At 65.7% G+C, this 20285-nt stretch carries 22 protein-coding genes and 3 tRNA genes; 4 read left to right on the top strand and 21 right to left on the bottom strand.

Annotated features, from left to right (window positions below; all coding sequences use genetic code 11):
• Nucleotides 1–36 precede the first annotated feature (36 nt).
• Entirely contained in the window at nucleotides 37–966 is a 930-nt protein-coding gene (locus tag M9799_RS16110; RefSeq protein WP_231042325.1) for a LysR family transcriptional regulator, read from the top strand.
• Nucleotides 967–987: 21 nt separating this feature from the next.
• Here the strand turns inward: M9799_RS16110 and M9799_RS16105 are convergent, their stop codons facing one another.
• The 16 genes from M9799_RS16105 to uvrB all read right to left on the bottom strand — a co-directional run bounded on the left by M9799_RS16105 (nucleotide 988) and on the right by uvrB (nucleotide 12355).
• Nucleotides 988–1668: a hypothetical protein gene (locus tag M9799_RS16105; protein WP_231042324.1), complete on the bottom strand. Its 681-nt coding sequence runs from the start codon at nucleotides 1666–1668 to the stop codon at nucleotides 988–990.
• A 26-nt stretch (nucleotides 1669–1694) separates the two neighbouring features.
• Nucleotides 1695–2450, bottom strand: coding sequence for a hypothetical protein (locus tag M9799_RS16100; protein WP_231042323.1), 756 nt, complete (start codon nucleotides 2448–2450; stop codon nucleotides 1695–1697).
• Nucleotides 2447–2671: a hypothetical protein gene (locus tag M9799_RS16095; RefSeq protein ID WP_231042322.1), complete on the bottom strand. Its 225-nt coding sequence runs from the start codon at nucleotides 2669–2671 to the stop codon at nucleotides 2447–2449. The genes M9799_RS16100 and M9799_RS16095 overlap by 4 nt, the downstream gene beginning before the upstream one ends.
• On the bottom strand, nucleotides 2647–3207 hold the full coding sequence (locus M9799_RS16090) for a POTRA domain-containing protein (protein WP_231042321.1): 561 nt from the start codon (nucleotides 3205–3207) through the stop codon (nucleotides 2647–2649). Before M9799_RS16090 ends, M9799_RS16095 begins: the two co-directional genes overlap by 25 nt.
• A 235-nt stretch (nucleotides 3208–3442) precedes the next feature.
• Nucleotides 3443–3517, bottom strand: a tRNA-Val gene (locus M9799_RS16085).
• 32 nt (nucleotides 3518–3549) lie between these two features.
• Nucleotides 3550–3624, bottom strand: a tRNA-Val gene (locus M9799_RS16080).
• A 30-nt stretch (nucleotides 3625–3654) separates the two neighbouring features.
• Nucleotides 3655–3729, bottom strand: a tRNA-Val gene (locus tag M9799_RS16075).
• 20 nt (nucleotides 3730–3749) lie between these two features.
• A complete protein-coding gene (dnaQ, locus tag M9799_RS16070; RefSeq protein ID WP_231042320.1) occupies nucleotides 3750–4484 on the bottom strand; it encodes a DNA polymerase III subunit epsilon in 735 nt (244 codons plus the stop codon).
• 1 nt (nucleotide 4485) lies between these two features.
• On the bottom strand, nucleotides 4486–4824 hold the full coding sequence (fdx, locus tag M9799_RS16065) for an ISC system 2Fe-2S type ferredoxin (protein ID WP_231042319.1): 339 nt from the start codon (nucleotides 4822–4824) through the stop codon (nucleotides 4486–4488).
• A 19-nt stretch (nucleotides 4825–4843) separates the two neighbouring features.
• The gene (hscA, locus tag M9799_RS16060) at nucleotides 4844–6712 is read right to left on the bottom strand and encodes a Fe-S protein assembly chaperone HscA (RefSeq protein WP_231042318.1); all 1869 of its coding nucleotides are present in this window, start codon (nucleotides 6710–6712) and stop codon (nucleotides 4844–4846) included.
• A gap of 119 nt (nucleotides 6713–6831) precedes the next feature.
• Nucleotides 6832–7350, bottom strand: a complete 519-nt coding sequence (hscB, locus tag M9799_RS16055; protein WP_231042317.1) for a Fe-S protein assembly co-chaperone HscB — start codon at nucleotides 7348–7350, stop codon at nucleotides 6832–6834.
• Between the two features lie 77 nt (nucleotides 7351–7427).
• A complete protein-coding gene (gene iscA, locus M9799_RS16050) occupies nucleotides 7428–7751 on the bottom strand; it encodes an iron-sulfur cluster assembly protein IscA (protein ID WP_231042316.1) in 324 nt (107 codons plus the stop codon).
• A 1-nt stretch (nucleotide 7752) separates the two neighbouring features.
• Entirely contained in the window at nucleotides 7753–8151 is a 399-nt protein-coding gene (iscU, locus tag M9799_RS16045) for a Fe-S cluster assembly scaffold IscU (RefSeq protein WP_175503869.1), read from the bottom strand.
• 52 nt (nucleotides 8152–8203) lie between these two features.
• A complete protein-coding gene (locus M9799_RS16040) occupies nucleotides 8204–9424 on the bottom strand; it encodes an IscS subfamily cysteine desulfurase (protein WP_231042315.1) in 1221 nt (406 codons plus the stop codon).
• Nucleotides 9425–9526: 102 nt separating this feature from the next.
• On the bottom strand, nucleotides 9527–10063 hold the full coding sequence (iscR, locus tag M9799_RS16035; RefSeq protein WP_231042314.1) for a Fe-S cluster assembly transcriptional regulator IscR: 537 nt from the start codon (nucleotides 10061–10063) through the stop codon (nucleotides 9527–9529).
• Between the two features lie 210 nt (nucleotides 10064–10273).
• Entirely contained in the window at nucleotides 10274–12355 is a 2082-nt protein-coding gene (gene uvrB / locus M9799_RS16030; RefSeq protein WP_231042313.1) for an excinuclease ABC subunit UvrB, read from the bottom strand.
• 112 nt (nucleotides 12356–12467) lie between these two features.
• Here uvrB and M9799_RS16025 point away from each other — a divergent pair, with 112 nt between their 5' ends.
• Nucleotides 12468–13664 (top strand): amino acid aminotransferase, encoded by a 1197-nt coding sequence (locus M9799_RS16025; RefSeq protein WP_231042312.1) that lies wholly within the window; start codon nucleotides 12468–12470, stop codon nucleotides 13662–13664.
• 222 nt (nucleotides 13665–13886) lie between these two features.
• On the opposite strand, the gene M9799_RS16020 is transcribed toward M9799_RS16025, so the two are convergent.
• The 5 genes from M9799_RS16020 to M9799_RS16000 form a co-directional block, all read right to left on the bottom strand.
• On the bottom strand, nucleotides 13887–14882 hold the full coding sequence (locus M9799_RS16020) for a Bug family tripartite tricarboxylate transporter substrate binding protein (protein ID WP_231042700.1): 996 nt from the start codon (nucleotides 14880–14882) through the stop codon (nucleotides 13887–13889).
• A gap of 89 nt (nucleotides 14883–14971) precedes the next feature.
• A complete protein-coding gene (locus tag M9799_RS16015) occupies nucleotides 14972–15697 on the bottom strand; it encodes an SDR family NAD(P)-dependent oxidoreductase (protein WP_231042311.1) in 726 nt (241 codons plus the stop codon).
• A 9-nt stretch (nucleotides 15698–15706) separates the two neighbouring features.
• Nucleotides 15707–16909, bottom strand: coding sequence for a 3-oxoadipyl-CoA thiolase (gene pcaF, locus M9799_RS16010; protein ID WP_231042310.1), 1203 nt, complete (start codon nucleotides 16907–16909; stop codon nucleotides 15707–15709).
• Between the two features lie 83 nt (nucleotides 16910–16992).
• Nucleotides 16993–17634: a 3-oxoacid CoA-transferase subunit B gene (locus tag M9799_RS16005; RefSeq protein ID WP_231042309.1), complete on the bottom strand. Its 642-nt coding sequence runs from the start codon at nucleotides 17632–17634 to the stop codon at nucleotides 16993–16995.
• A 12-nt stretch (nucleotides 17635–17646) separates the two neighbouring features.
• A complete protein-coding gene (locus M9799_RS16000) occupies nucleotides 17647–18348 on the bottom strand; it encodes a 3-oxoacid CoA-transferase subunit A (protein WP_231042308.1) in 702 nt (233 codons plus the stop codon).
• Nucleotides 18349–18431: 83 nt separating this feature from the next.
• Here M9799_RS16000 and M9799_RS15995 point away from each other — a divergent pair, with 83 nt between their 5' ends.
• Together M9799_RS15995 and M9799_RS15990 are read left to right on the top strand one after the other, a co-directional pair.
• Nucleotides 18432–19229 (top strand): IclR family transcriptional regulator domain-containing protein, encoded by a 798-nt coding sequence (locus tag M9799_RS15995; protein ID WP_231042307.1) that lies wholly within the window; start codon nucleotides 18432–18434, stop codon nucleotides 19227–19229.
• Between the two features lie 129 nt (nucleotides 19230–19358).
• A complete protein-coding gene (locus M9799_RS15990; protein ID WP_231042306.1) occupies nucleotides 19359–20279 on the top strand; it encodes a CoA transferase in 921 nt (306 codons plus the stop codon).
• Nucleotides 20280–20285: the final 6 nt, after the last annotated feature.

Raw genomic sequence — 20285 nt, 5'->3', positions numbered from 1 at the left:
CAAAAAAAGTGCCTGCGATACCTAATCGATATCACCATGAACCTGCGCCAGCTCCAGCAATTCGTTGCGCTCGTCGAGACCGCGAACTTCCACCGCGCCGCGGAGATGCTGCACATGGCCCAGCCACCGCTGTCCGTCTCCATCCGGCGGCTGGAAGAAGAGCTGGGCGGCAAGCTGTTCGTGCGCACCTCCAGCGGTGTCGTTCCGACGCCGCTGGCGCTCACCATGCTGACGGATGCGCGCGCCGCGCTGTTCCATGCCCAGCAATGCAAGCTCAAGGCCCAGGAAGCGCTGGTCGGCCTGGGTGGCATGCTGCGCGTCGGCTTCATTGGCACCGCGACCTACCAGCTGCTGCCACGGCTGATTCCCGAGCTGCGCAGCCATTTCCCGCAGGCGGAGATGGAGCTCATGGAGATGACTTCACTGGAAATTCTGGAAGGCCTGCGCGCGCGCACGCTGGACCTGGGCTTCCTGCGCTTTCCGGTGCTGGACAGCATGGGCCTGACCATGACGCCGCTCGAACGCGACGATTTCGTGCTCGCCGTGCCCAGCGCCAGCGCGCTGGCATCGGCCCCGGGCCAATGCCTGGCCCTGTCCGAAGCGGCGCAGGAGAATTTCATTCTGTATCCCCAGCAGCGCGTGCCCAGCCTGCATGCGATGGCGCATCTGCGCTGCCAGATGTCGGGATTCACGCCGCATGTGGTGCAGGAAGCCATGCAGGTGCACACCATTCTGAGCCTGGTGGCTTCGGGCATCGGCGTGGGGCTGGTGGCCGGCGTGGCCCGCCAGCATGCCATGCCGGGCGTGGTCTGCCTCGAGCTCACCGACACCCCGGCGCAGTTCTGCGTGGGCCTGGCCGTGGCGGTGGCGGCCCGGCAGCGGGAGAATCTGGCGGACCGGGTGCTGCAGCATGTGCTGAAGCACCATCAGACGGTGGAGATGGCGCAGCGCTGCCAGCCGGCGTGAAACCTGCCGCGCCTCGATTCGTCAGAATGCGCCTGGCTTGACCGTCCCGGCGGGAAGGGCGGCCTTCGGCGGCACGGTGGCCGCATAGCTGACGCGCAGCTGGGCGGGGCCGCTGGGCACAGCCGCCGGCTGGCCGTTCGGACCCGGGGACAGGGGAATGCCGCTGGCCACGACCTCGACCATCGCGTCCTTGGGATCGATGCCGGCAAACAGCAAGATGCTGCCCGGGCCGTTGGCCACGGCAGCCACGCTGCCTTCGGGCTTCCAGCCCAGCTCTCGGAAGTAACGCGTCAGCTGCACTCCAGCCACCGCATACTGGTTGCGTTGCGCTTCGCTGGGCGCCGGGCCGCTTTGCCACACCACGTTGATGTGGCGCAACTGCTGCGTGGACTGGTTGAAGATATAGCTGACGATGGCCGGGCCGGGGCCGGGCTCCAGGGCCGCCAGCCGAAGCAGCACGATGCGCGTGCCCTCGGCCGGGTTGTCGACCTCCGACAGCGCATCGGCGCCGGCCTTGAAGTCCTGCGCGATGGCCTGCTTGACCTGGGATAAGGACATGCCGAAACGCGCGCTGCGAAAACCGTCGACCTGGTGCAGCGAAGCTGCGGCCGCGCCCTGCGCTGCCGCCGGCGCCGTGGGGACGATGGTCATGAAAGCAGCCGCCAGCAAGGGCCCGGTCAGAAAACGAGAGATGATATTCATGGAGAGATTTCCGGAAATCGGATGAATCAGAATGAACCGGGAACCAGCCGGTACACGTCCGGCCTTTCGACCTGCGACACCAGCGAGTAGCGCAGACGCGCCGCGCCGCCGGGCGCCGGCACCTTGACTGCAGGTCGCGCCGGAGCGCCGGCACTGGCAATGCGCTGCTCCATGTCCAGGGCCACGCCATCGAGCCGCACCTCGGCACCGCCGCCCTGCGCGTCGCGGCCGGAGAACATGATCAATGTCCCGGGCGCGGGCACGTGGCCGCGGATGAAGCTGCCCACGTCCCATTGGTAGCCAACGAGCCCGCTGGTCAGCTGCGTGCCCGCTGCCAGCAGGGCCTCGCGCTGCGCGGCGCTGGGCTCGCCTTCGAGCACCCAGGCAATGTTGATGGCCGCCAGGCGCTGGCTCCTGTGGCCGAACACAAAGCTGATGGTCGCACGGCCGGGCGCGGGAGCCAGTGCCGGCACCAGGATGGCCATGCTGCGCGTGCGATCCACCGCATTGTCATCCTCCCTGGTGCTGATGACCTGCGGGTAGTCCGCCGCGATGGAAGCCTTCACCTCGTCCATGGACATGCCCAGCCGCGCCCGGCCGAAGCCCTGCACGGCATAGGGTTCGGACTGCACCAGGAAACTGGTCGGCTGGCCCGAGAAGGAAATGCCTACGGCCGGCTGGGCATGGGTGGCAAGCGGCAGGGAGGACATCGACAGCGTAAGCATCAGGCCAAGCCAGCGGGAAACCGGTGCCGGGCGGATGGGAAGAGAGGGGACATTCATTGGGTTCTGCTCACGTAGGCCACTTTGCCATCCGCCACCGCGAGCTGCACGCCCAGGCGGGATGCGTCATAGGCCAGCTCGGACTGCGCCCGCTTCATCTGTGCCAGCTCGCCGGAGCGCGAATACTCGATGGCCGCGGCAGGGTCGGTTCTCAGCAGCTCCATGAACCGTGCCTGCACCTCGGTCTGCTTGGTGATCAGGCTGGCCGTGCGCTCCTGCATCGCCTGGTAGGCATTGTAGAACTCGGCGGCAGCGCGGTAGCTGGCATCGTTCTGCTCCGTGGAATAGCTGGCGTTGGTGCTGTACTCCCTCCAGGCCGGATGCTCTCCGGTATGTTCGCCAGTTCCACACGCTCGATGAACCCGTCGACCACCATCAGCCGCAGCGTGCCGCCGTCGTTCAACTGCTGGGGCGGCGCCGTGACGCGGACCAGCGCGTAGCCGGCATCGCGGTAGAGCTGCTCGATGGCCTCGGCCAGCTTGTAGAAGTCGGCAACGCTCAGGCGCTGGTCCAGAAGCGGCGCGATCAGTGCGCGCGAAGCCGACGCGAGTTCCGCAAAGCCATTGATCAGCTCGATCTCCGCCACGCGGACGAAAAGATTTTCGGCACCGGCGGGCGCCGTGGCCGGCGCCGGCTGAAGCACGGGTGCGGGAGCCACCGGGGAAGGAGCGGGACGCAGGTCCCGTGGAGTCACCTGCGGCGCGTCCTGCGCCAGCCCATAGGGCGTCGCGGCCAGCAAGGACAACACAGCAACCATCCACGGCGCCTGGAAGCGCACGCTTCGAAGCAAGGGGGTCATGAAAGCCACAACCCGCGCTCGCTACAGGTTACCTATTGAAACAGCAGCGATCTTACATACCGGTATTTCAATTGGATATAGGCGATTGATATTTAGGGTCTACCATTCGCCATTTCCATACGGTCCCGGCTTCCCTGCAACGCTGGAAAAAACAAAAACCCTCTTGAATCGATGATCCAAAAGGGTTTTATATTGGTGGGCGATACATGGTTCGAACATGTGACCCCTGCCGTGTGAAGGCAGTGCTCTACCACTGAGCTAATCGCCCGAGCGTCCGGCCTGAACCGAAACTCGCTGATCTGGTGGGTGATGCAGGGTTTGAACCTGCGACCCCTGCCGTGTGAAGGCAGTGCTCTACCGCTGAGCTAATCACCCGAGCATCCGGCCAAAGCCGGACCTCTGAATTGGTGGGCGATACATGGATCGAACATGTGACCCCTGCCGTGTGAAGGCAGTGCTCTACCGCTGAGCTAATCGCCCTGTCGTTACTGCGACAAGACCTAGATTATGGCACAGGTTTTCAAGCTGTCCGGCAGGTTGCGCCAAATAGTTTTGCCATCGCTGGCTTTGTCGATCTGCGCCAGCACCGCTTCATGCTCTGCGCATTCCTGCTCGCTGGCCTGGATCACCGGCAGGCTGATGCTGCGCAGGTCCAGCGCGACGATGGGCAGGCCCGAGGCGTCTTCCTGCGGCTCGTCGCTGATCAGCAGCGCATCCTGGCCGCGCGTCAGGTTGATGTAGACATCGGCCAGCAGTTCCGCATCCAGCAGCGCGCCGTGCAGCGTGCGCCCGGAGTTGTCCACGCCCAGCCGGTCGCAAAGAGAATCGAGCGAATTGCGCTTGCCGGGATAGCGCTCCTTGGCCATGACCAGGGTATCGATCACGCCCGTCACCCAGGACCTGAGCAACGGCTTGCCTGCGCGTTCGAGCTCCTTGTTCAGGAAGCCGATGTCGAAGGGCGCGTTGTGGATGATGATCTCCGCGCCCTGCAGGTAGTCCAGGATCTGGTCCACCTGCTGCTCGAAGCGCGGCTTGTCCTTGAGGAACTCGGTGGTGATGCCGTGCACCCGCAACGCGTCTTCATGGCTGTCGCGCCCGGCGTTGAAATACATGTGCAGGTTGTTGCCAGTGAGCTTGCGGTTGAGCAGCTCCACGCAACCGAGCTCGATGATCCGGTCGCCGTTGTCGGCCGACAGGCCCGTGGTCTCGGTATCAAGGACGATCTGGCGCGACATCTCAGTGGTTTTCCTTGGCGTGGTTGATCGAGTACTTGGGGATTTCCACCGTCACGTCCTCCTGCGCCAGGATCGCCTGGCAGCTCAGGCGCGACAGCGGCTCGAGCCCCCAGGCGCGGTCCAGCAGGTCCTCTTCCTCTTCCTCGGCCTCATTGAGTGAGTTGAAGCCCGCGCGCACGATCACGTGGCAGGTCGTGCAGGCGCAGCTCATGTCGCAGGCATGCTCGATCTTGATGTCGTTGTCCAGCAGGGCCTCGCAGATCGAGGTGCCGGCGGGCACCTGCAGCTCGGCGCCCTGCGGGCAGTATTCGGCGTGGGGCAATATTTTGATGACGGGCATGGTTCTTCTTCAGTGGCAATCAGGAAATGCTGTGGACGTTCTTGCCGGCCAGCGCCTGGACGATACCGCGGTTCATGCGCTGTGCGGCAAAGGCTTCGGTGCCCTTGGCCAGCGCCTGGGTCGCGGCTTCGACCACGGCCGGGTCGGTCGATGCCTGCTGCGCGCGCAGCTGCGCCATCAACGCGTCGATGGCCTCGCGCTCGGGCGCGGCCAGCAAATCGCCATCGGCATCGAGCGCGCTTTGCGTGGCGATCAGCATGCGGTCGGCATCGACGCGCGCCTCGGCCAGCGCCCGCGCCTGCATGTCCTCGGCCGCCGTGGCAAAGCCCTCCTGCAGCATGCGCGCAATCTGCTCATCCGACAGGCCGTATGAAGGCTTGACGTCGATATGCGCCTCGACGCCGCTGATCTGCTCCTTGGCGCCCACCGACAGCAGGCCGTCGGCATCCACCGTGAAGGTCACGCGGATGCGCGCCGCGCCCGCGGCCATCGGCGGAATGCCGCGCAGCTCGAAGCGCGCCAGGCTGCGGCAATCGGCCACCAGGTCGCGCTCGCCCTGCACCACATGGATGGCCAGCGCCGTCTGGCCGTCGACATAGGTCGTGAAGTCCTGCGCGCGCGCCGTGGGTATGGTTTCGTTGCGCGCCACGATGCGCTCCACCAGCCCGCCCATGGTCTCCACGCCCAGCGACAGCGGAATGACATCCAGCAGCAGCAGGTCGCCGCTCGCGCCATTGCCCGCCAGCTGGTTCGCCTGGATGGCCGCGCCCAGCGCCACGACCTCGTCGGGGTTGAGATTGGTGAGCGGCGTCTGTCCGAAGAATTCGCCGACGGCCGCCTGCACCTGCGGCATGCGCGTCGAGCCGCCGACCATGACCACGCCCTGCACTTCGTCCTTGGACAAGTCGGCATCGCGCAACGCGCGGCGCACCGCCGACAGCGAGCGCGCGGTCAGCGGCTGCGTGACGGCATGGAACTGCTCGCGCGTGACCTCGAGCTCGACCGTGCCGGCAGCCAGTTCCACCTTGAAGATTGCGCTGGGCGCATCCGTCAGCAACTCCTTGCAGCGGCGCGCGGCCAGACGCAGCGCAGCCTTGTCCTCGGCCGTCGATGCCTGCGAGCCGGTCTGCTCCAGCACCCATTGCGCCAGCGCCGCGTCGTAATCGTCACCCCCCAGCGCCGAATCGCCGCCCGTGGCAATGACCTCGAACACGCCCTGCGTCAGGCGCAGGATGGAGATATCGAAGGTGCCGCCGCCCAGGTCGTAGACCGCATAGACGCCTTCGCTGGCATTGTCCAGGCCGTAGGCAATGGCGGCCGCGGTCGGCTCGTTGATCAGCCGCAGCAGGTGGATGCCGGCGAGCTGCGCCGCATCCTTGGTGGCCTGGCGCTGCGCGTCGTCGAAATACGCAGGCACGGTAATGACGGCGCCGTAGAGCTCGTCATCGAAGCTGTCCTCGGCGCGAAAGCGCAGCGTGGCGAGGATCTCGGCGCTGATCTCCACGGGCGTCTTGACGCCGGCACGCGTTTGCAGCGACACCATGCCGCCCTGCCCCGGCTGCTGCACGAAGACATAGGGCAGCTTTTCGGCGTCGGCCACATCGGAGAGGCCGCGGCCCATCAGGCGCTTGACGGAAGCAATGGTGTTTTGCGGATCGCTGGTCTGGGCCGCCACGGCCGCGTCGCCGATCAGCCGCTTGCCCTGCTCGGCGTAGCTCACGATCGAAGGCAGCAGCACACGGCCTTGTTCATCGGGCAGGCACTCGGCCACGCCGTTGCGCACCGACGCCACCAGCGAGTGGGTCGTGCCCAGGTCGATCCCCACCGCAATGCGCCGCTGGTGCGGATCGGGGGACTGGCCGGGTTCGGAAATCTGCAAAAGCGCCATGGGAAGTCTCGAAAAATGAAATGCCGGCGCCTGCCCGTGCAGATCGCCTTGTAAACAGCGGCTGGCTCAGTGCCTTGCCGGGGGCAGGCCCAGCCGGGCAAGGCCCAGCCGGGCAAGGCCTATTGTTGCAGTTGCTCCCGCCGTGCCTCGATATCGCGCGCAAAACGTGCAACAAACATAAGGGCTCTCACCCGCTGGGCCGCGCCCACGGGGTCCCGCGCGTCGTCCAGCAGGCGCGCGCACTCGGCCAGCAGGCTGTGCCGCGCCGCCGAGACCTCGTCATCGAGCTGATCTACATCGGCTTCGCTGCCGGCATCCTCGAGCGCTTCGCGCCACTCCATCTGCTGCATCAGGAAGGCCGCGGGCATAGCGGTGTTGTCTTCCGCGCGCAACGGCGCACCGCGCAGCTCGCACAGGTAGGCGGCGCGCTTGAGCGGATCCTTGAGGCGCTGGTAGGCCTCGTTGATGCGCACCGACCATTGCATGGCCACGCGCTGCGCCGCCGCGCCCTGCGCCGCGAAGCGGTCGGGGTGGGCCTCGCGCTGCAGTTCCTTCCAGCGGCTGTCGATCTGCGCGCGGTCCTGGGCGAACCGCGCGGGCAGCGCAAAGAGTTCGAAGTCGTCGGATTGAAGATTCATATCAAGAAAAAACCGCCAGCACTTCACGCGGTGGCGGTTGTTCGGAGCGCAAAGGAAACGGCCGGAGCCAGGCGCCTTCAGACGCGGAAGCTCTCTCCACAGCCGCAGCGATCGCGCTCATTGGGATTGTTGAACTTGAAGCCCTCATTGAGGCCTTCGCGCACGAAGTCCAGCTCGGTACCGTCGATATAGGCCAGGCTCTTGGGGTCGATGATGACCTTCACGCCATGGTGCTCGAACACCAGGTCCTCGGGAGCCTGGTCGTCGACGTACTCCAGCTTGTAGGCCAGGCCCGAGCAGCCCGTGGTCTTGACCCCCAGGCGCACGCCCAGCCCCTTGCCACGCCGGGACAGATAGCGGCTCACATGCCGGGCCGCCGCCTCGGTGAGCGTGATGGCCATATCAGGCGGCCGCCACCGCAGCGTGCTTGGCGCGGTAGTCGTTGACCGCTGCCTTGATCGCGTCTTCCGCGAGGATGGAGCAGTGCACCTTCACCGGCGGCAAAGCCAGCTCTTCGGCGATCTCGCTGTTCTTCAGCGCCGCCGCCTGATCCAGCGTCTTGCCCTTGACCCATTCGGTCACCAGCGACGACGAGGCAATCGCCGAGCCGCAGCCGTAGGTCTTGAAGCGTGCGTCTTCGATCACGCCGGTTTCGGGGTTGACCTTGATCTGCAGCTTCATCACGTCGCCGCAGGCAGGCGCACCCACCATGCCGGTGCCGACCGAGCCGTCACCCTTGTCGAAGGAGCCCACATTGCGGGGGTTTTCATAGTGGTCAACCACTTTTTCGGAATAAGCCATGATGTCTACCTCTTCAATTCTTCAAATCGTCGATCCGTCACATCCGCAGCGCTCAATGCGCAGCCCACTGGATGGTGCTGATGTCGATGCCGTCCTGGTACATCTCCCACAGCGGGCTCAGCTCGCGCAGCTTCTCGACATTGGTGCGGATGGTGCCAATGGCGTAGTCGATCTCTTCTTCGGTCGTGAAACGGCCGATGGTCATGCGCAGGCTGCTGTGCGCCAGCTCGTCGCTGCGGCCCAGCGCGCGCAGCACATAGCTGGGCTCGAGGCTGGCCGAAGTGCATGCCGAACCGGACGACACCGCCAGGCCCTTGATGCCCATGATCAGCGACTCGCCTTCCACGTAGTTGAAGCTGATGTTCAGGTAATGCGGCACGCGCTGCGTCATGTCGCCATTGACGAACACCTGCTCGATGTCCTTCAGGCCGTCCAGCAGGCGTGCCTGCAGGGTGCGGGCCCGGGCGATGTCCTGGGCCATCTCTTCCTTGGCGATGCGGTAGGCTTCGCCCATGCCCACGATCTGGTGCGTGGCCAGCGTGCCCGAACGCATGCCGCGCTCGTGGCCGCCGCCGTGCATCTGCGCTTCCAGGCGCACGCGCGGCTTGCGGCGCACGTACAGCGCGCCGATGCCCTTGGGGCCGTAGGTCTTGTGCGCCGTCAGGCTCATCAGGTCGACCGGCAGCGTCTGCATGTCGATGGGCAGCTTGCCCGTGGCCTGGGCCGCGTCGACGTGGAAGATGATGCCCTTTTCGCGGCACAGCGCGCCGATGCGCTCGATGTCCTGCACCACGCCGATCTCATTGTTGACCAGCATGACGCTGGCCAGGATCGTGTCGGGACGGATCGCTGCCTTGAAGACCTCGAAGTCCAGCAGGCCGTTTTCCTGCACGTCCAGGTAGCTGACCTCGAAACCCTGGCGCTCGAGCTCGCGCATGGTGTCAAGCACCGCCTTGTGCTCGGTCTTCACCGTGATCAGGTGCTTGCCCTTGCCCTGGTAGAAGTGCGCTGCGCCCTTGATGGCGAGGTTGTCGGACTCGGTCGCGCCGCTGGTCCAGACGATCTCGCGCGGGTCGGCATTGATCAGCGCCGCGACATGGCCGCGCGCCTTTTCCACGGCCTCCTCGGCTTCCCAACCCCAGGCATGGCTGCGCGACGCGGCGTTGCCGAAGTGCTCGCGCAACCAGGGAATCATGGCATCGACCACGCGCGGGTCCACCGGCGTGGTGGCGCCGTAGTCGAGATAAATGGGGAAGTGCGGGGTCATGTCCATGGCTGGCTCAATGCAATGTCTGGCTGGCAAATAAACGAAATTTTTCCTGCACCGCTCTCGGCGCCCCGCCCCCAGGCGTTGACACCGGTGCGCGGTGCGGAATCAGGACTTGGCGAAAACGTTGCCCAGGGCAAACACCGAATTCGGCGCATTCACGCGGATCGGCTTGACCACGGGGGCGGTAGAGATGGCGCGCCGCACCACCGGCTTGTCTTCGATCTGCACGCCCTTGGCGATCTGTTCGTCGACGAGCTTCTGCAGTGTCACGGAGTCCAGGAACTCCACCATGCGCTGGTTCAGCGCGGCCCACAGCTCGTGCGTCATGCAGCGGCCGGCTTCGCCCAGGCAGTTTTCCTTGCCGCCGCACTGCGTGGCATCGATGGGTTCATCCACCGACACGATGATGTCGGCCACGGTGATGTCGCCGGCCTTGCGCGCCAGCGTGTAGCCGCCGCCCGGGCCACGGGTCGACTCGACGAGTTCGTGGCGACGCAGCTTGCCGAACAGCTGCTCGAGATACGACAGGGAAATCTGTTGGCGCTGGCTGATGGCAGCCAGCGTGACGGGGCCGTTGTTCTGGCGCAGGGCCAGATCGATCATGGCAGTGACCGCAAAGCGGCCTTTGGTTGTGAGACGCATCGCGAGCTCCTTTGTCAGGCTTGTTCGTTACAGAAATACCCATGGCAGGTTCATGACCCGTCGGGGCACCGTCTCCGCCCATTACTCCGCCCTGCAAAAGGTCCAGAGCCCTTCTTTCATCGAAGTCTTTGTTGTTATTGAGTGTGGGGTCGAGTATAGCACAATCCCCATCAAATTTGTCGGGTACCCCGGGCAATACAATTTCAGCCCTCAAACTACTGGCGACTCGCGGCCGGACGCACCGAAAAAGCGCGCCTTGAGTTGCGCCAACTGGTCGCGCAGCCGCGCCGCCTGCTCGAATTCCAGGCTGCGGGCGTGTTCGAGCATCTGCTTCTCGAGCCGCTTGATCTCCCGCGCCGCATCCTTCTCCGACATTTCCTCGACGCGCTCGCGCTGGGCATCGGCCTGCTCCAGCCGCTGCGCTTCCTTGCCGCTCTTCTCGCTGTAGACCCCGTCAATGAGGTCTTTCACCTGCTTGACAATGGCCTGCGGCGTGATGCCGTTGTCCAGGTTGAACTGGACCTGCTTGGCGCGCCGGCGTTCGGTCTCGTCGATGGCGCGGCGCATGGAGTCGGTGATCTTGTCGGCGTAGAGGATGGCCTTGCCGTTGAGGTTGCGCGCCGCGCGGCCGATGGTCTGGATCAGGCTGCGCTCGGCACGCAGGAAGCCTTCCTTGTCGGCGTCGAGAATCGCCACCAGCGAGACCTCGGGAATGTCCAGGCCCTCGCGCAGCAGGTTGATACCCACGAGCACGTCGAACAACCCCAGCCGCAGGTCGCGGATGATTTCCACGCGCTCGACGGTGTCCACGTCGGAGTGCAGGTAGCGCACCTTGACGCCGTTGTCGGTCAGGTAGTCAGTCAACTGCTCGGCCATGCGCTTGGTCAGCGTGGTGATCAGCACGCGCTCGTCGCGCTCGGTGCGCAGGCGGATCTCCTGCAGCACGTCGTCCACCTGGTGGGTCGCGGGGCGCACCTCGATCTCGGGATCGACCAGGCCGGTCGGACGCACCACCTGTTCGACCACCTGGCTGGCATGGGTTTTCTCGTATTCCGCGGGGGTTGCAGATACGAACACGATCTGGCGCATGCGCTGCTCGAATTCGTCGAACTTCAGCGGGCGGTTGTCCAGCGCCGAGGGCAGCCGGAAGCCATATTCGACCAGCGTGGTCTTGCGCGCGCGGTCGCCGTTGTACATGGCATTGAGCTGCCCGATCATCTGGTGGCTCTCGTCCAGGAACATCAGCGCGTCGCGCGGCAGGTAGTCGGTGAGCGTGCTCGGCGGCGAGCCGGGCGCCGCGCCCGACAGATGGCGCGTGTAGTTCTCGATGCCCTTGCAGTGCCCGATCTCGCTGAGCATCTCCAGGTCGAAACGCGTGCGCTGCTCCAGGCGCTGGGCCTCGACCAGCTTGCCCTGCCCCACCAGCTGCGCCAGGCGGTCGGACAGCTCGAGCTTGATGCTCTCCACCGCCGTGAGCACCTTGTCGCGCGGCGTGACGTAATGGCTGCTGGGATAGACCGTGAAGCGCGGAATCTTCTGCTTGATGCGCCCTGTGAGCGGATCGAACAGTTGCAGGGTCTCGACCTCATCGTCAAACAGCTCGATGCGCAGCGCCAGCTCCGAATGCTCGGCCGGGAACACATCGATGGTGTCGCCGCGCACGCGGAACTTGCCGCGGCTGAAATCCTGGTCGTTGCGCTGGTACTGCATGCGGATCAGCTGCGCGATGACGTCGCGCTGGCCCATGCGGTCGCCCGCGCGCAGCGTCATGATCATGCGGTGGTAGCTCTCGGGCTCGCCGATGCCGTAGATGGCCGAGACCGTGGCGACGATCACCACGTCGCGGCGCTCCATCAGGCTCTTGGTGCACGACAGTCGCATCTGCTCGATGTGCTCGTTGATCGCGCTGTCCTTCTCGATGAACAGGTCGCGCTGCGGCACATAGGCCTCGGGCTGGTAGTAGTCGTAGTAGCTGACGAAATATTCCACCGCGTTCTTCGGGAAGAACTCGCGGAATTCGCTGTAGAGCTGGGCCGCCAGGGTCTTGTTCGGCGCGAAGACGATGGCCGGGCGCCCCATGCGGGCGATGACGTTGGCCATGGTGTAGGTCTTGCCCGAGCCCGTGACGCCCAGCAGCGTCTGGAACACCTCGCCGTCTTCCAGGCCCTCGACCAGCTTGTCGATGGCTTGCGGCTGATCGCCCGCCGGCGGATAGGGTTGGTACAGCTCGAAGGGCGAGCCTTCGAAGGTGACGAATTGGCCGGATTGGGACAGATCAGTAGCTTCTTGCATAACGTGGTGATACTGGCCTGCCGCACAGGCCGCTAAAATTCGCGGGCTAACCCAAAAGACTAACTCAGCTTGGGGCTGGCAGCCACTTTTTCATCCTCCAAGGATTTTTTTCATGTCTTTGTTTACCGCCGTCGAAATGGCCCCCCGCGACCCCATTCTGGGTCTGAACGAGCAATTCGCCTCTGACACCAACCCCAACAAGGTCAACCTCGGCGTGGGCGTGTACTTCGATGACAATGGCAAGCTGCCCTTGCTGCAGTGCGTCCAGACCGCTGAAAAGAATCTGATGGCCCAGCCCACGGCGCGCGGCTACCTGCCCATCGACGGCATTGCGGCCTATGACAATGCCGTCAAGGCGCTGGTGTTCGGTGCGGACAGCGAACCCGTTACTTCGGGCCGGGTGGCCACGGTTCAAGCCATCGGCGGCACGGGCGGGCTGAAAATCGGCGCCGACTTCCTGAAGAAGGTCAGCCCCGGCGCCAAGGTGCTGATCTCCGACCCGAGCTGGGAGAACCACCGCGCGATCTTCGTGAACGCCGGCTTCGAAGTGGACAGCTATGCCTACTACGACGCCGAAAAGCGCGGCGTGAACTTCGAGGGCATGCTCGCCAGCCTCAATGCCGCTGCTGCCGGCACCATCGTCGTGCTGCACGCCTGCTGCCACAACCCGACCGGCTATGACATCACCGCCGAGCAGTGGGACCAGGTAATCGAAGTCGTCAAGGCCAAGCAGCTCACGGCCTTCCTCGACATGGCCTATCAGGGCTTTGGCGAAGGCATTGCCGAAGACGGCGCCGTGATCGGCAAGTTCGTGGCCGCGGGCCTCGACATCCTGGTCTCGACCTCGTTTTCCAAGAGCTTCAGCCTCTACGGCGAGCGCGTGGGCGCCCTGTCGGTGGTGGCCAAGGACGCCGAGGAAGCCAAGCGCGTGCTGAGCCAGCTGAAGATCGTCATCCGCACCAACTATTCCAACCCGCCGATCCATGGCGGCGCCGTCGTCACGGCCGTGCTCACCAACCCCGAGCTGCGCGCGCTGTGGGAAAAGGAGCTGGGCGAGATGCGCGTGCGCATCAAGGCCATGCGCCAGAAGCTGGTCGACGGCCTCAAGGCCGCGGGCGTGCAGCAGGACATGTCCTTCATCACCACGCAGGTCGGCATGTTCAGCTACTCCGGCCTGAGCAAGGACCAGATGGTGCGCCTGCGCAGCGAATTCGGTGTGTACGGCACCGACACGGGCCGCATGTGCGTGGCTGCGCTCAACAGCAAGAACATCGACTACGTCTGCCAGGCCATTGCCAAGGTGGTCTGATGCGACCTCAGGGGCGACAAACAGCCGTCAAGTACGCGCTGCTCCAGCCCACTGGGCCGTTCGTGGTGAGCCTGTCGAACCATGGACGGCTACCTTTTCTATGGCAAGCCCGTCCATCCTTCGGCAAGCACAGGACGAACGGATCTTGACTGAATGAAAAAACCGCCCTCGGGCGGTTTTTCTTTTCGCGAATTCCGCGGCCGGCGCGGAAATCACGCTGCGTCAGTCGGCGATCGCTCCCGAATCGCGCACCACCTTGCCCCACTTCACGCTTTCCTTCTGGATGAAGGCGGCGAATTCGGCCGGCGTCTCGCTGTAGGCTTCGGCGCCCTGGTCGTTGATCTTCTTCTTGACGTCGGGCTGGGCCAGCACCTTGACCAGCGCGGCGTTGAGCTTGGCGACGATGGGCGCGGGCGTGGCGGCGGGCGCCAGCATGCCGAACCACGAGGTCGCCTCATAGCCGGGAACGCCGGCTTCGGCAATGGTCGGCACGTCGGGCAGTTCGGGCGAACGCTTGGCCGTGGTCACGGCCAGCGGCACCAGCTTGCCCGAGCGCACATGCTGGATGGCGGAAGGCATGTTGTCGAACATGATGCCGATCTGGTTGCCCAGCAGATCGGTCACGGCCGGCGCGCTGCCCTTGTAGGGTACGTGCACCATGTCGACCTTGGCCATCGAGTTGAACAGCTCGCCCGACAGGTGGATGGAGCTGCCGCTGCCGGACGATCCGTAGTTCACCTTGCCCGGATTGGCCTTGGCATAGGCAATCAGCTCCTTGACATTCTTGAAGGGCTGCTTGGGGTTGGCGACCAGCAGGTTCGGGACATTGGCCACGCGCGTCAGCGGAGCGAAGTCCTTGACCGGATCGAAGGCCATCTTCTTGTAGAGCGTGGCGTTGATCGCATGCGTGCCCACGGTGCCCATGAACAGCGTGTAGCCGTCGGCCGGGGCCTTGGAGGCCAGGAGGCCGCCGATATTGCCGCCCGCGCCGGGGCGGTTGTCCACCACGACCGACTGGCCCAGCTCGGTGGTGAGGCCCTGTGCCACGATGCGCGCCAGGATATCGGTCGTGCCGCCGGCCGAGAAGGGCACGATGATGGTGATCAGCTTGCTCGGGTAGTTGCCCTGCGCCAGCGCGCCCATGGGCAGCGCGGCCGCACCAAAGGCCAGGGTGGCAAGAACGGCCAGGGCCGTACGGCGGGGGGTGATTGTCTTCATCATTATGGTCTCCGTCTCTGTGTCTCTATATATATGTAGCAGGATGGGCCTGCGGCCTTGCAGCCGCAGGCAGGGCCCAGGCCCCGGGATCAGACGCCGGCGACGCCCACGGTCATGCCGCCGCAGACATAGATCACCTGTCCGGTGACGAAACCGCTGCGTTCGTCGAGCAGGTAGCTCGCGGTATGGGCGATGTCGTCGGGCGTGCCCACGCGCTTGACCGGCACCGAGTCGATGATGGCACGCGTGCGCGGCGCATCGGGCGGGTTGGCGCGGTCGAACAGCTCGGTGCGGATGGGGCCCGGGCCGATGGCGTTGGCGGTGATGCCGTAGCGGCCCAGCTCCAGCGCCCAGACGCGCGTCATGCCGATCAGGCCGGCCTTGGTCGCGGAATAGGCGGTACGCAGTTCCTTGCCCAGCGCGGCGCGCGAGGACATGTTGACGATGCGTCCGAAACCGGCTTCCTTCATGCCCGGCAACAGCGCCTGCATGCACTGGAGGGCGCAGCGCAGGTTCAGCGAGATGGCCAGGTCGAACTCGGCCAGGGTCTGGCTTTCCGCATCGGCGGGCACGACCACGCCGACGTTGTTGACCAGCCGCGTGATCGGGCCGCCGGCCAGCGCCTCGCGCAGCGCGCGCTCGGTGTCGGCCGCATCGGACAGGTCGGCGCGGATGCCGTCGCCCACGCGATCGATGACCACGGGCTCGAAACCTTCGGCGCGGCAGCGCTCGGCGATGGCAGCGCCGATGCCGCTGGCGCCGCCAGTGATCAGCACGCGCTGGCGCGCGCTGGCGGAGTGGATAGCACTATTCATGAAATCTCCTCAGACCCGCTCGAGGATCACGGCAATGCCCTGCCCCACGCCGATGCACATCGTGCACAGCGCGTAGCGCCCGCCGGTGGCATGCAGGCGGTTGACGGCCGTCGTCGCCAGGCGTGCGCCGCTGGCGCCCAGGGGGTGGCCCAGGGCAATTGCGCCGCCCCAGGCGTTGACGCGTGCGTCGTCATCCTTGAGGCCCAGTGCGCGCAGCACGGCCAGGCCCTGCGCCGCAAAGGCTTCGTTGAGCTCGATCACGTCCATCTGCTCGAGCGTGAGGCCGGTCTGCGCCAGCACCTTGAGGGTGGCAGGCGTGGGGCCGAATCCCATGATGCGCGGGGCGACGCCGGCCGTGGCCATGCCGACCACGCGGGCGCGCGGCGTCAGGCCGTACTTCGCGGCATTGGCTTCGTCGGCCAGCAGCAGCGCGCAGGCGCCGTCATTGACGCCGGAGGCATTGCCTGCGGTCACGGTGCCGTCGGGGCGCACCACGCCCTTGAGCTTGGCCAGCGCCTCCAGCGTGGTCGCGCGGGGATGCTCGTCCTGACTGACGATGATCGGATCGCCCTTTTTCTGCGCAATGGAGACCGGCACAATCTCGCGCGCCAGATGGCCCGCCGCGATGGCCGCCGCGGCATTGAGCTGGCTGGCCAGCGCCATGCGGTCCTGGGCCTCGCGTTCGATCCTGAAGTCGTCGGCGACGTTTTCTGCCGTTTCGGGCATGGAATCCACGCCGTACTGCGCCTTCATCAGCTTGTTGACGAAGCGCCAGCCAATGGTCGTGTCATAGACCGCATTGCTGCGGCTGAAGGCGCTCTCGGCCTTCGGCATGACGAAGGGCGCGCGGCTCATGCTCTCGACGCCGCCGGCGATCATCAGGCCGGTCTCGCCCGACTTGATGGCGCGCGCGGCGCTGCCCACGGCGTCCAGACCCGAGCCGCACAGGCGGTTGATGGTGGCGCCGGGAACGTCGAGCGGCAAGCCGGCCAGCAGGCCCGCCATGCGCGCCACATTGCGGTTGTCCTCGCCGGCCTGGTTGGCGCAGCCGTAGAGCACATCGCTCACGGCAGCCCAGTCCACGCCCGGGTTGCGCTCCATCAGCGCCTTGATCGGCAGCGCACCCAGATCGTCGGCGCGCACGCTCGACAGCGCGCCGCCGTAGCGGCCGAAGGGGGTGCGGATGGCGTCGCAGATGAAAGCCTGGTTCATGTTGTCTCCTCGAATGGGTTTGCAAAGGAAGGCTGCGCAGCCGCACTTGCTTCAAATGCGGCAGCGGCGCGCAGCCATGGGTATCAAACCTGCACGGGCAGGCCCACCAGCTGCTCGAGCTCGGCGTGGGTGAGGCCGGGCACCAGATCGACCAGCTTCAGGCCGTTGGGCGTGCACTCCAGCGTGGCAAGGTCGGTATAGATGCGCTTGACGCAGGCGATGCCGGTCAGCGGATAGCTGCATTCCTTGACGATCTTGCTCTCGCCCTTCTTGGTCAGCAGGTCCATCATCAGCCAGGTCTGCTTGGCGCCGATCGCCAGGTCCATGGCGCCGCCCACCGCGGGTATGGCGCCGGGCTCGCCCGTGCTCCAGTTGGCCAGGTCGCCGGTGGCCGACACCTGGAACGCGCCCAGCACGCAGATGTCGAGGTGGCCGCCGCGCATCATGGCAAAGCTGTCGGCGTGGTGGAAGTAGGCGCCGCCGGGCAGCAGCGTCACGGGCTGCTTGCCGGCGTTGATCAGGTCGTAATCTTCCTGGCCCGGGGCCGGCGCCGGGCCCATGCCCAGGATGCCGTTCTCGCTTTGCAGGATGACTTCGCGGCCCGCGGGAATGTGGTTGGCGACCTGGGTCGGCATGCCGATGCCCAGGTTCACATAGGCGCCGTCATGGATGTCCTCGGCGACGCGCTTGGCAAGCTCTTCCTTGCTGCGTTTCTGATAGCTCATGCTCTACTTTCCTCAGGCTGCCTGCTTGATGCCGCCGGCCTGGGTCGCGACGCGGTCCACGCGCACGATCTGGCTGACGAAGATGCCGGGGGTGACGATGCTTTCCGGCTCCAGCTGGCCCAGCTCGACGATGTCGTGCACCGTCGCCACCGTGTGGCGCGCGGCCATGGCCATCACCGGGCCGAAATTGCGCGCCGACATGCGGAAGGTGAGGTTGCCCCAGCGATCGCCCTGCTCCGCCTTGATCAGCGCGACGTCGCCATGGATCGGGTACTCGAGCACATAGTGCTTGCCATCGATCTCGCGCGTTTCCTTGCCCGCGGCCAGCTCGGTGCCGTAGGCCGTGGGACAGAAGAACGCGCCGATGCCGGCGCCGGCGGCGCGCAGCCGTTCGGCCAGGTTGCCCTGGGGCACGAGTTCCAGCTCGAGCTGGCCGCTGCGGTACAGGCCATCGAAAACATGGCTGTCGACCTGGCGCGGGAAGCTGCAGATGATCTTGCGCACGCGCCCGGCCTTGAGCAAAGCAGCGAGGCCCTGTTCCCCGTTGCCGGCGTTGTTGTTCACCACCGTGAGCTCGCGCGCGCCGTGCTCGATCAGGCCGTCGATCAGTTCGTTGGGGATGCCGGCCGTGCCGAAGCCGCCGATCAGCACCGTGTCGCCGTCCTTCACGCCGGACAGCGCCTGGGCCGCCGAGTCGGCAATCTTGTTGATCATTGTTCGTCTCCAAAATGAAAATACGAAGCAAATGTTCGCCTAAAGAACAAATGTTCGTATAATGAATTATAGGCACGCACACCATGACCGTCCAGCCCCCAGCCCAAGACCCCAAGCCCGGCGACAGCTACGTGCAATCCTTTGCGCGCGGACTCGGCGTGATCCACTCCTTCAGCGCCGACGCCCCGCAGCAGACGCTCAGCGAGGTGGCAGCGCGCACCGGCCTCACCCGCGCCGGTGCGCGCCGCATCCTGCTGACGCTGCAGACGCTGGGCTATGTGGAAAGCGACGGCCGGCTGTTTCGCCTCACGCCGCGCATCCTCGAGCTGGGCTTCGCCTATCTGTCCTCGATGCCGCTGTGGAACCTGGCCGAGCCGATCATGGAAACGCTGGTCGATGAGGTGCGCGAATCGTGCTCGGCCGCCGTGCTGGACGGCCTCGATGTCGTCTATGTGATGCGCGTGCACACGCACAAGATCATGCGCACCCACCTGGGCGTGGGATCGCGCCTGCCTGCCTGCTGGACTTCCATGGGACGGGTGCTGCTGGCCGGGCTGCCCGACGCGGAACTGGAGCGCCGCCTGCAGGGCCTCAAGATGCAGCGCTTCACGCAGCACACCGAGGTCGACCTGCCATCCCTGACTGCGCGCATCCGCGAGGCGCGCAGCCAGGGATGGTGTCTGGTGAACCAGGAGCTCGAAGAAGGATTGATCTCGCTGGCGGCGCCGCTCACCAACCGCGCGGGCCAGACCGTGGCGGCGCTCAATATCAGCGGCCAGGCCAACCGCACCAGCGCTGAAGTGATGCAGGCGCAACTGCTGCCGGCGCTGCTGCAGGCGGCGCGCGCCATTTCCCAGCGCATGGGGGCCGCGCTGGACTGACGGCGCTTTGCGCAGTTGTAACAACAACGCACAATTGCAAGGTGTTGCAAGTATCGCAAGAGGGCTTGTACCAAGGGCCGGGTAGCGCCGCTGTGCTTATAAAGACAGCAGAACCGATGCTCGACGACTATGCACACAACCTCTTCCTGGTCTGCCCTGCCCCTGCAGCCGCTGCGCGGCACCCGTATCCTCAGCCTGGCACTGAACCTTCCCGGCCCGGCTGCACTGCTGCGCTGCGCAGCCATGGGGGCAAAGTGCACCAAGCTGGAGCCATTGCCTGCGCCAGGCAATGGCTGCGGCGATCCCATGCACGCCTATTGCGCCCCGGCCTATGAACACCTGCACGCTGGCGTGGAGTGCCTGCAGATCGACCTCAAGACGCCGCAGGGCCAGGATCAGCTGCATGCCGAGCTCGCCCGGGCCGACGTCCTCATGACCTCGTTCAGGCCCACTGCCCTGCGCAAGCTGGGGCTGGAATGGGAAACACTGCAGGCGCGCCACCCGCAGTTGTCCATGGTGCGCATCTTCGGCATGACCGGGGTCGGTGCGGATACCCCCGGCCACGACATCACCTACCAGGCTGAAGCGGGCCTGCTGCCCACGGGCCAGATGCCGGCCTCGCTGCTGGCGGACATGACCGGCGCGCTGATGGCCAGCGAGGCGGTGCTGCAGACCCAGATGCACCGGCTGCGCTGCGGCGCGGGCGCGCTGCTGGACATCGGACTGTTCGAGGCGGCGCAGTGGCTGGCGCAACCGCTGCACTGGGGACTGTCGGCGCCGGGCGGCGTGGTGGGCGGCGCGCATGCCGGCTACCGTACCTACCGCTGCCGCGACGGCATGGTCGCGGTGGCCGCGCTCGAGCCGCATTTCGCCGCGCGGCTGTGCGCGGCAGCCGGCCTGTCGTCGCCGGGAGACGTCGCCACCATGCAGGACCCTGCCACGCACGAGGCCATTGCCAGCTTCGTTCAGCAGCGCTCCATGGCGCAACTGCAGGAAATCGCGCTGCAGCAGGATATTCCGCTGCACGCCATTCACGCCGCGGTCGCCTGAAGCCGC

Source organism: Comamonas endophytica, from assembly GCF_023634805.2.
GTDB classification, from domain to species: domain Bacteria; phylum Pseudomonadota; class Gammaproteobacteria; order Burkholderiales; family Burkholderiaceae_C; genus Comamonas; species Comamonas endophytica.
Note: the sequence above shows the minus strand (reverse complement) of the source record. Positions and strands in the feature narration are given on the sequence as shown.

Excerpts from the sequence above, each read along its gene's own strand:
- M9799_RS16040 (WP_231042315.1), bottom strand. The coding sequence starts at position 9,424 with ATGGACATGACCCCGCACTTCCCCATTTATCTCGACTACGGCGCCACC.
- M9799_RS16020 (WP_231042700.1), bottom strand. The coding sequence starts at position 14,882 with ATGAAGACAATCACCCCCCGCCGTACGGCCCTGGCCGTTCTTGCCACC.
- M9799_RS16015 (WP_231042311.1), bottom strand. The coding sequence starts at position 15,697 with ATGAATAGTGCTATCCACTCCGCCAGCGCGCGCCAGCGCGTGCTGATC.
- iscA (WP_231042316.1), bottom strand. The coding sequence starts at position 7,751 with ATGGCCATCACGCTCACCGAGGCGGCGGCCCGGCATGTGAGCCGCTAT.
- M9799_RS16005 (WP_231042309.1), bottom strand. The coding sequence starts at position 17,634 with ATGAGCTATCAGAAACGCAGCAAGGAAGAGCTTGCCAAGCGCGTCGCC.
- hscA (WP_231042318.1), bottom strand. The coding sequence starts at position 6,712 with ATGGCGCTTTTGCAGATTTCCGAACCCGGCCAGTCCCCCGATCCGCAC.
- M9799_RS16000 (WP_231042308.1), bottom strand. The coding sequence starts at position 18,348 with ATGATCAACAAGATTGCCGACTCGGCGGCCCAGGCGCTGTCCGGCGTG.
- M9799_RS15990 (WP_231042306.1), top strand. The coding sequence starts at position 19,359 with ATGCACACAACCTCTTCCTGGTCTGCCCTGCCCCTGCAGCCGCTGCGC.
- M9799_RS16095 (WP_231042322.1), bottom strand. The coding sequence starts at position 2,671 with ATGCAGGAGCGCACGGCCAGCCTGATCACCAAGCAGACCGAGGTGCAG.
- M9799_RS16110 (WP_231042325.1), top strand. The coding sequence starts at position 37 with ATGAACCTGCGCCAGCTCCAGCAATTCGTTGCGCTCGTCGAGACCGCG.
- M9799_RS16090 (WP_231042321.1), bottom strand. The coding sequence starts at position 3,207 with ATGGTTGCTGTGTTGTCCTTGCTGGCCGCGACGCCCTATGGGCTGGCG.
- iscU (WP_175503869.1), bottom strand. The coding sequence starts at position 8,151 with ATGGCTTATTCCGAAAAAGTGGTTGACCACTATGAAAACCCCCGCAAT.
- M9799_RS16100 (WP_231042323.1), bottom strand. The coding sequence starts at position 2,450 with ATGAATGTCCCCTCTCTTCCCATCCGCCCGGCACCGGTTTCCCGCTGG.
- fdx (WP_231042319.1), bottom strand. The coding sequence starts at position 4,824 with ATGCCCGTCATCAAAATATTGCCCCACGCCGAATACTGCCCGCAGGGC.
- M9799_RS16025 (WP_231042312.1), top strand. The coding sequence starts at position 12,468 with ATGTCTTTGTTTACCGCCGTCGAAATGGCCCCCCGCGACCCCATTCTG.
- hscB (WP_231042317.1), bottom strand. The coding sequence starts at position 7,350 with ATGAATCTTCAATCCGACGACTTCGAACTCTTTGCGCTGCCCGCGCGG.
- dnaQ (WP_231042320.1), bottom strand. The coding sequence starts at position 4,484 with ATGTCGCGCCAGATCGTCCTTGATACCGAGACCACGGGCCTGTCGGCC.
- M9799_RS15995 (WP_231042307.1), top strand. The coding sequence starts at position 18,432 with ATGACCGTCCAGCCCCCAGCCCAAGACCCCAAGCCCGGCGACAGCTAC.
- pcaF (WP_231042310.1), bottom strand. The coding sequence starts at position 16,909 with ATGAACCAGGCTTTCATCTGCGACGCCATCCGCACCCCCTTCGGCCGC.
- M9799_RS16105 (WP_231042324.1), bottom strand. The coding sequence starts at position 1,668 with ATGAATATCATCTCTCGTTTTCTGACCGGGCCCTTGCTGGCGGCTGCT.
- iscR (WP_231042314.1), bottom strand. The coding sequence starts at position 10,063 with ATGCGTCTCACAACCAAAGGCCGCTTTGCGGTCACTGCCATGATCGAT.
- uvrB (WP_231042313.1), bottom strand. The coding sequence starts at position 12,355 with ATGCAAGAAGCTACTGATCTGTCCCAATCCGGCCAATTCGTCACCTTC.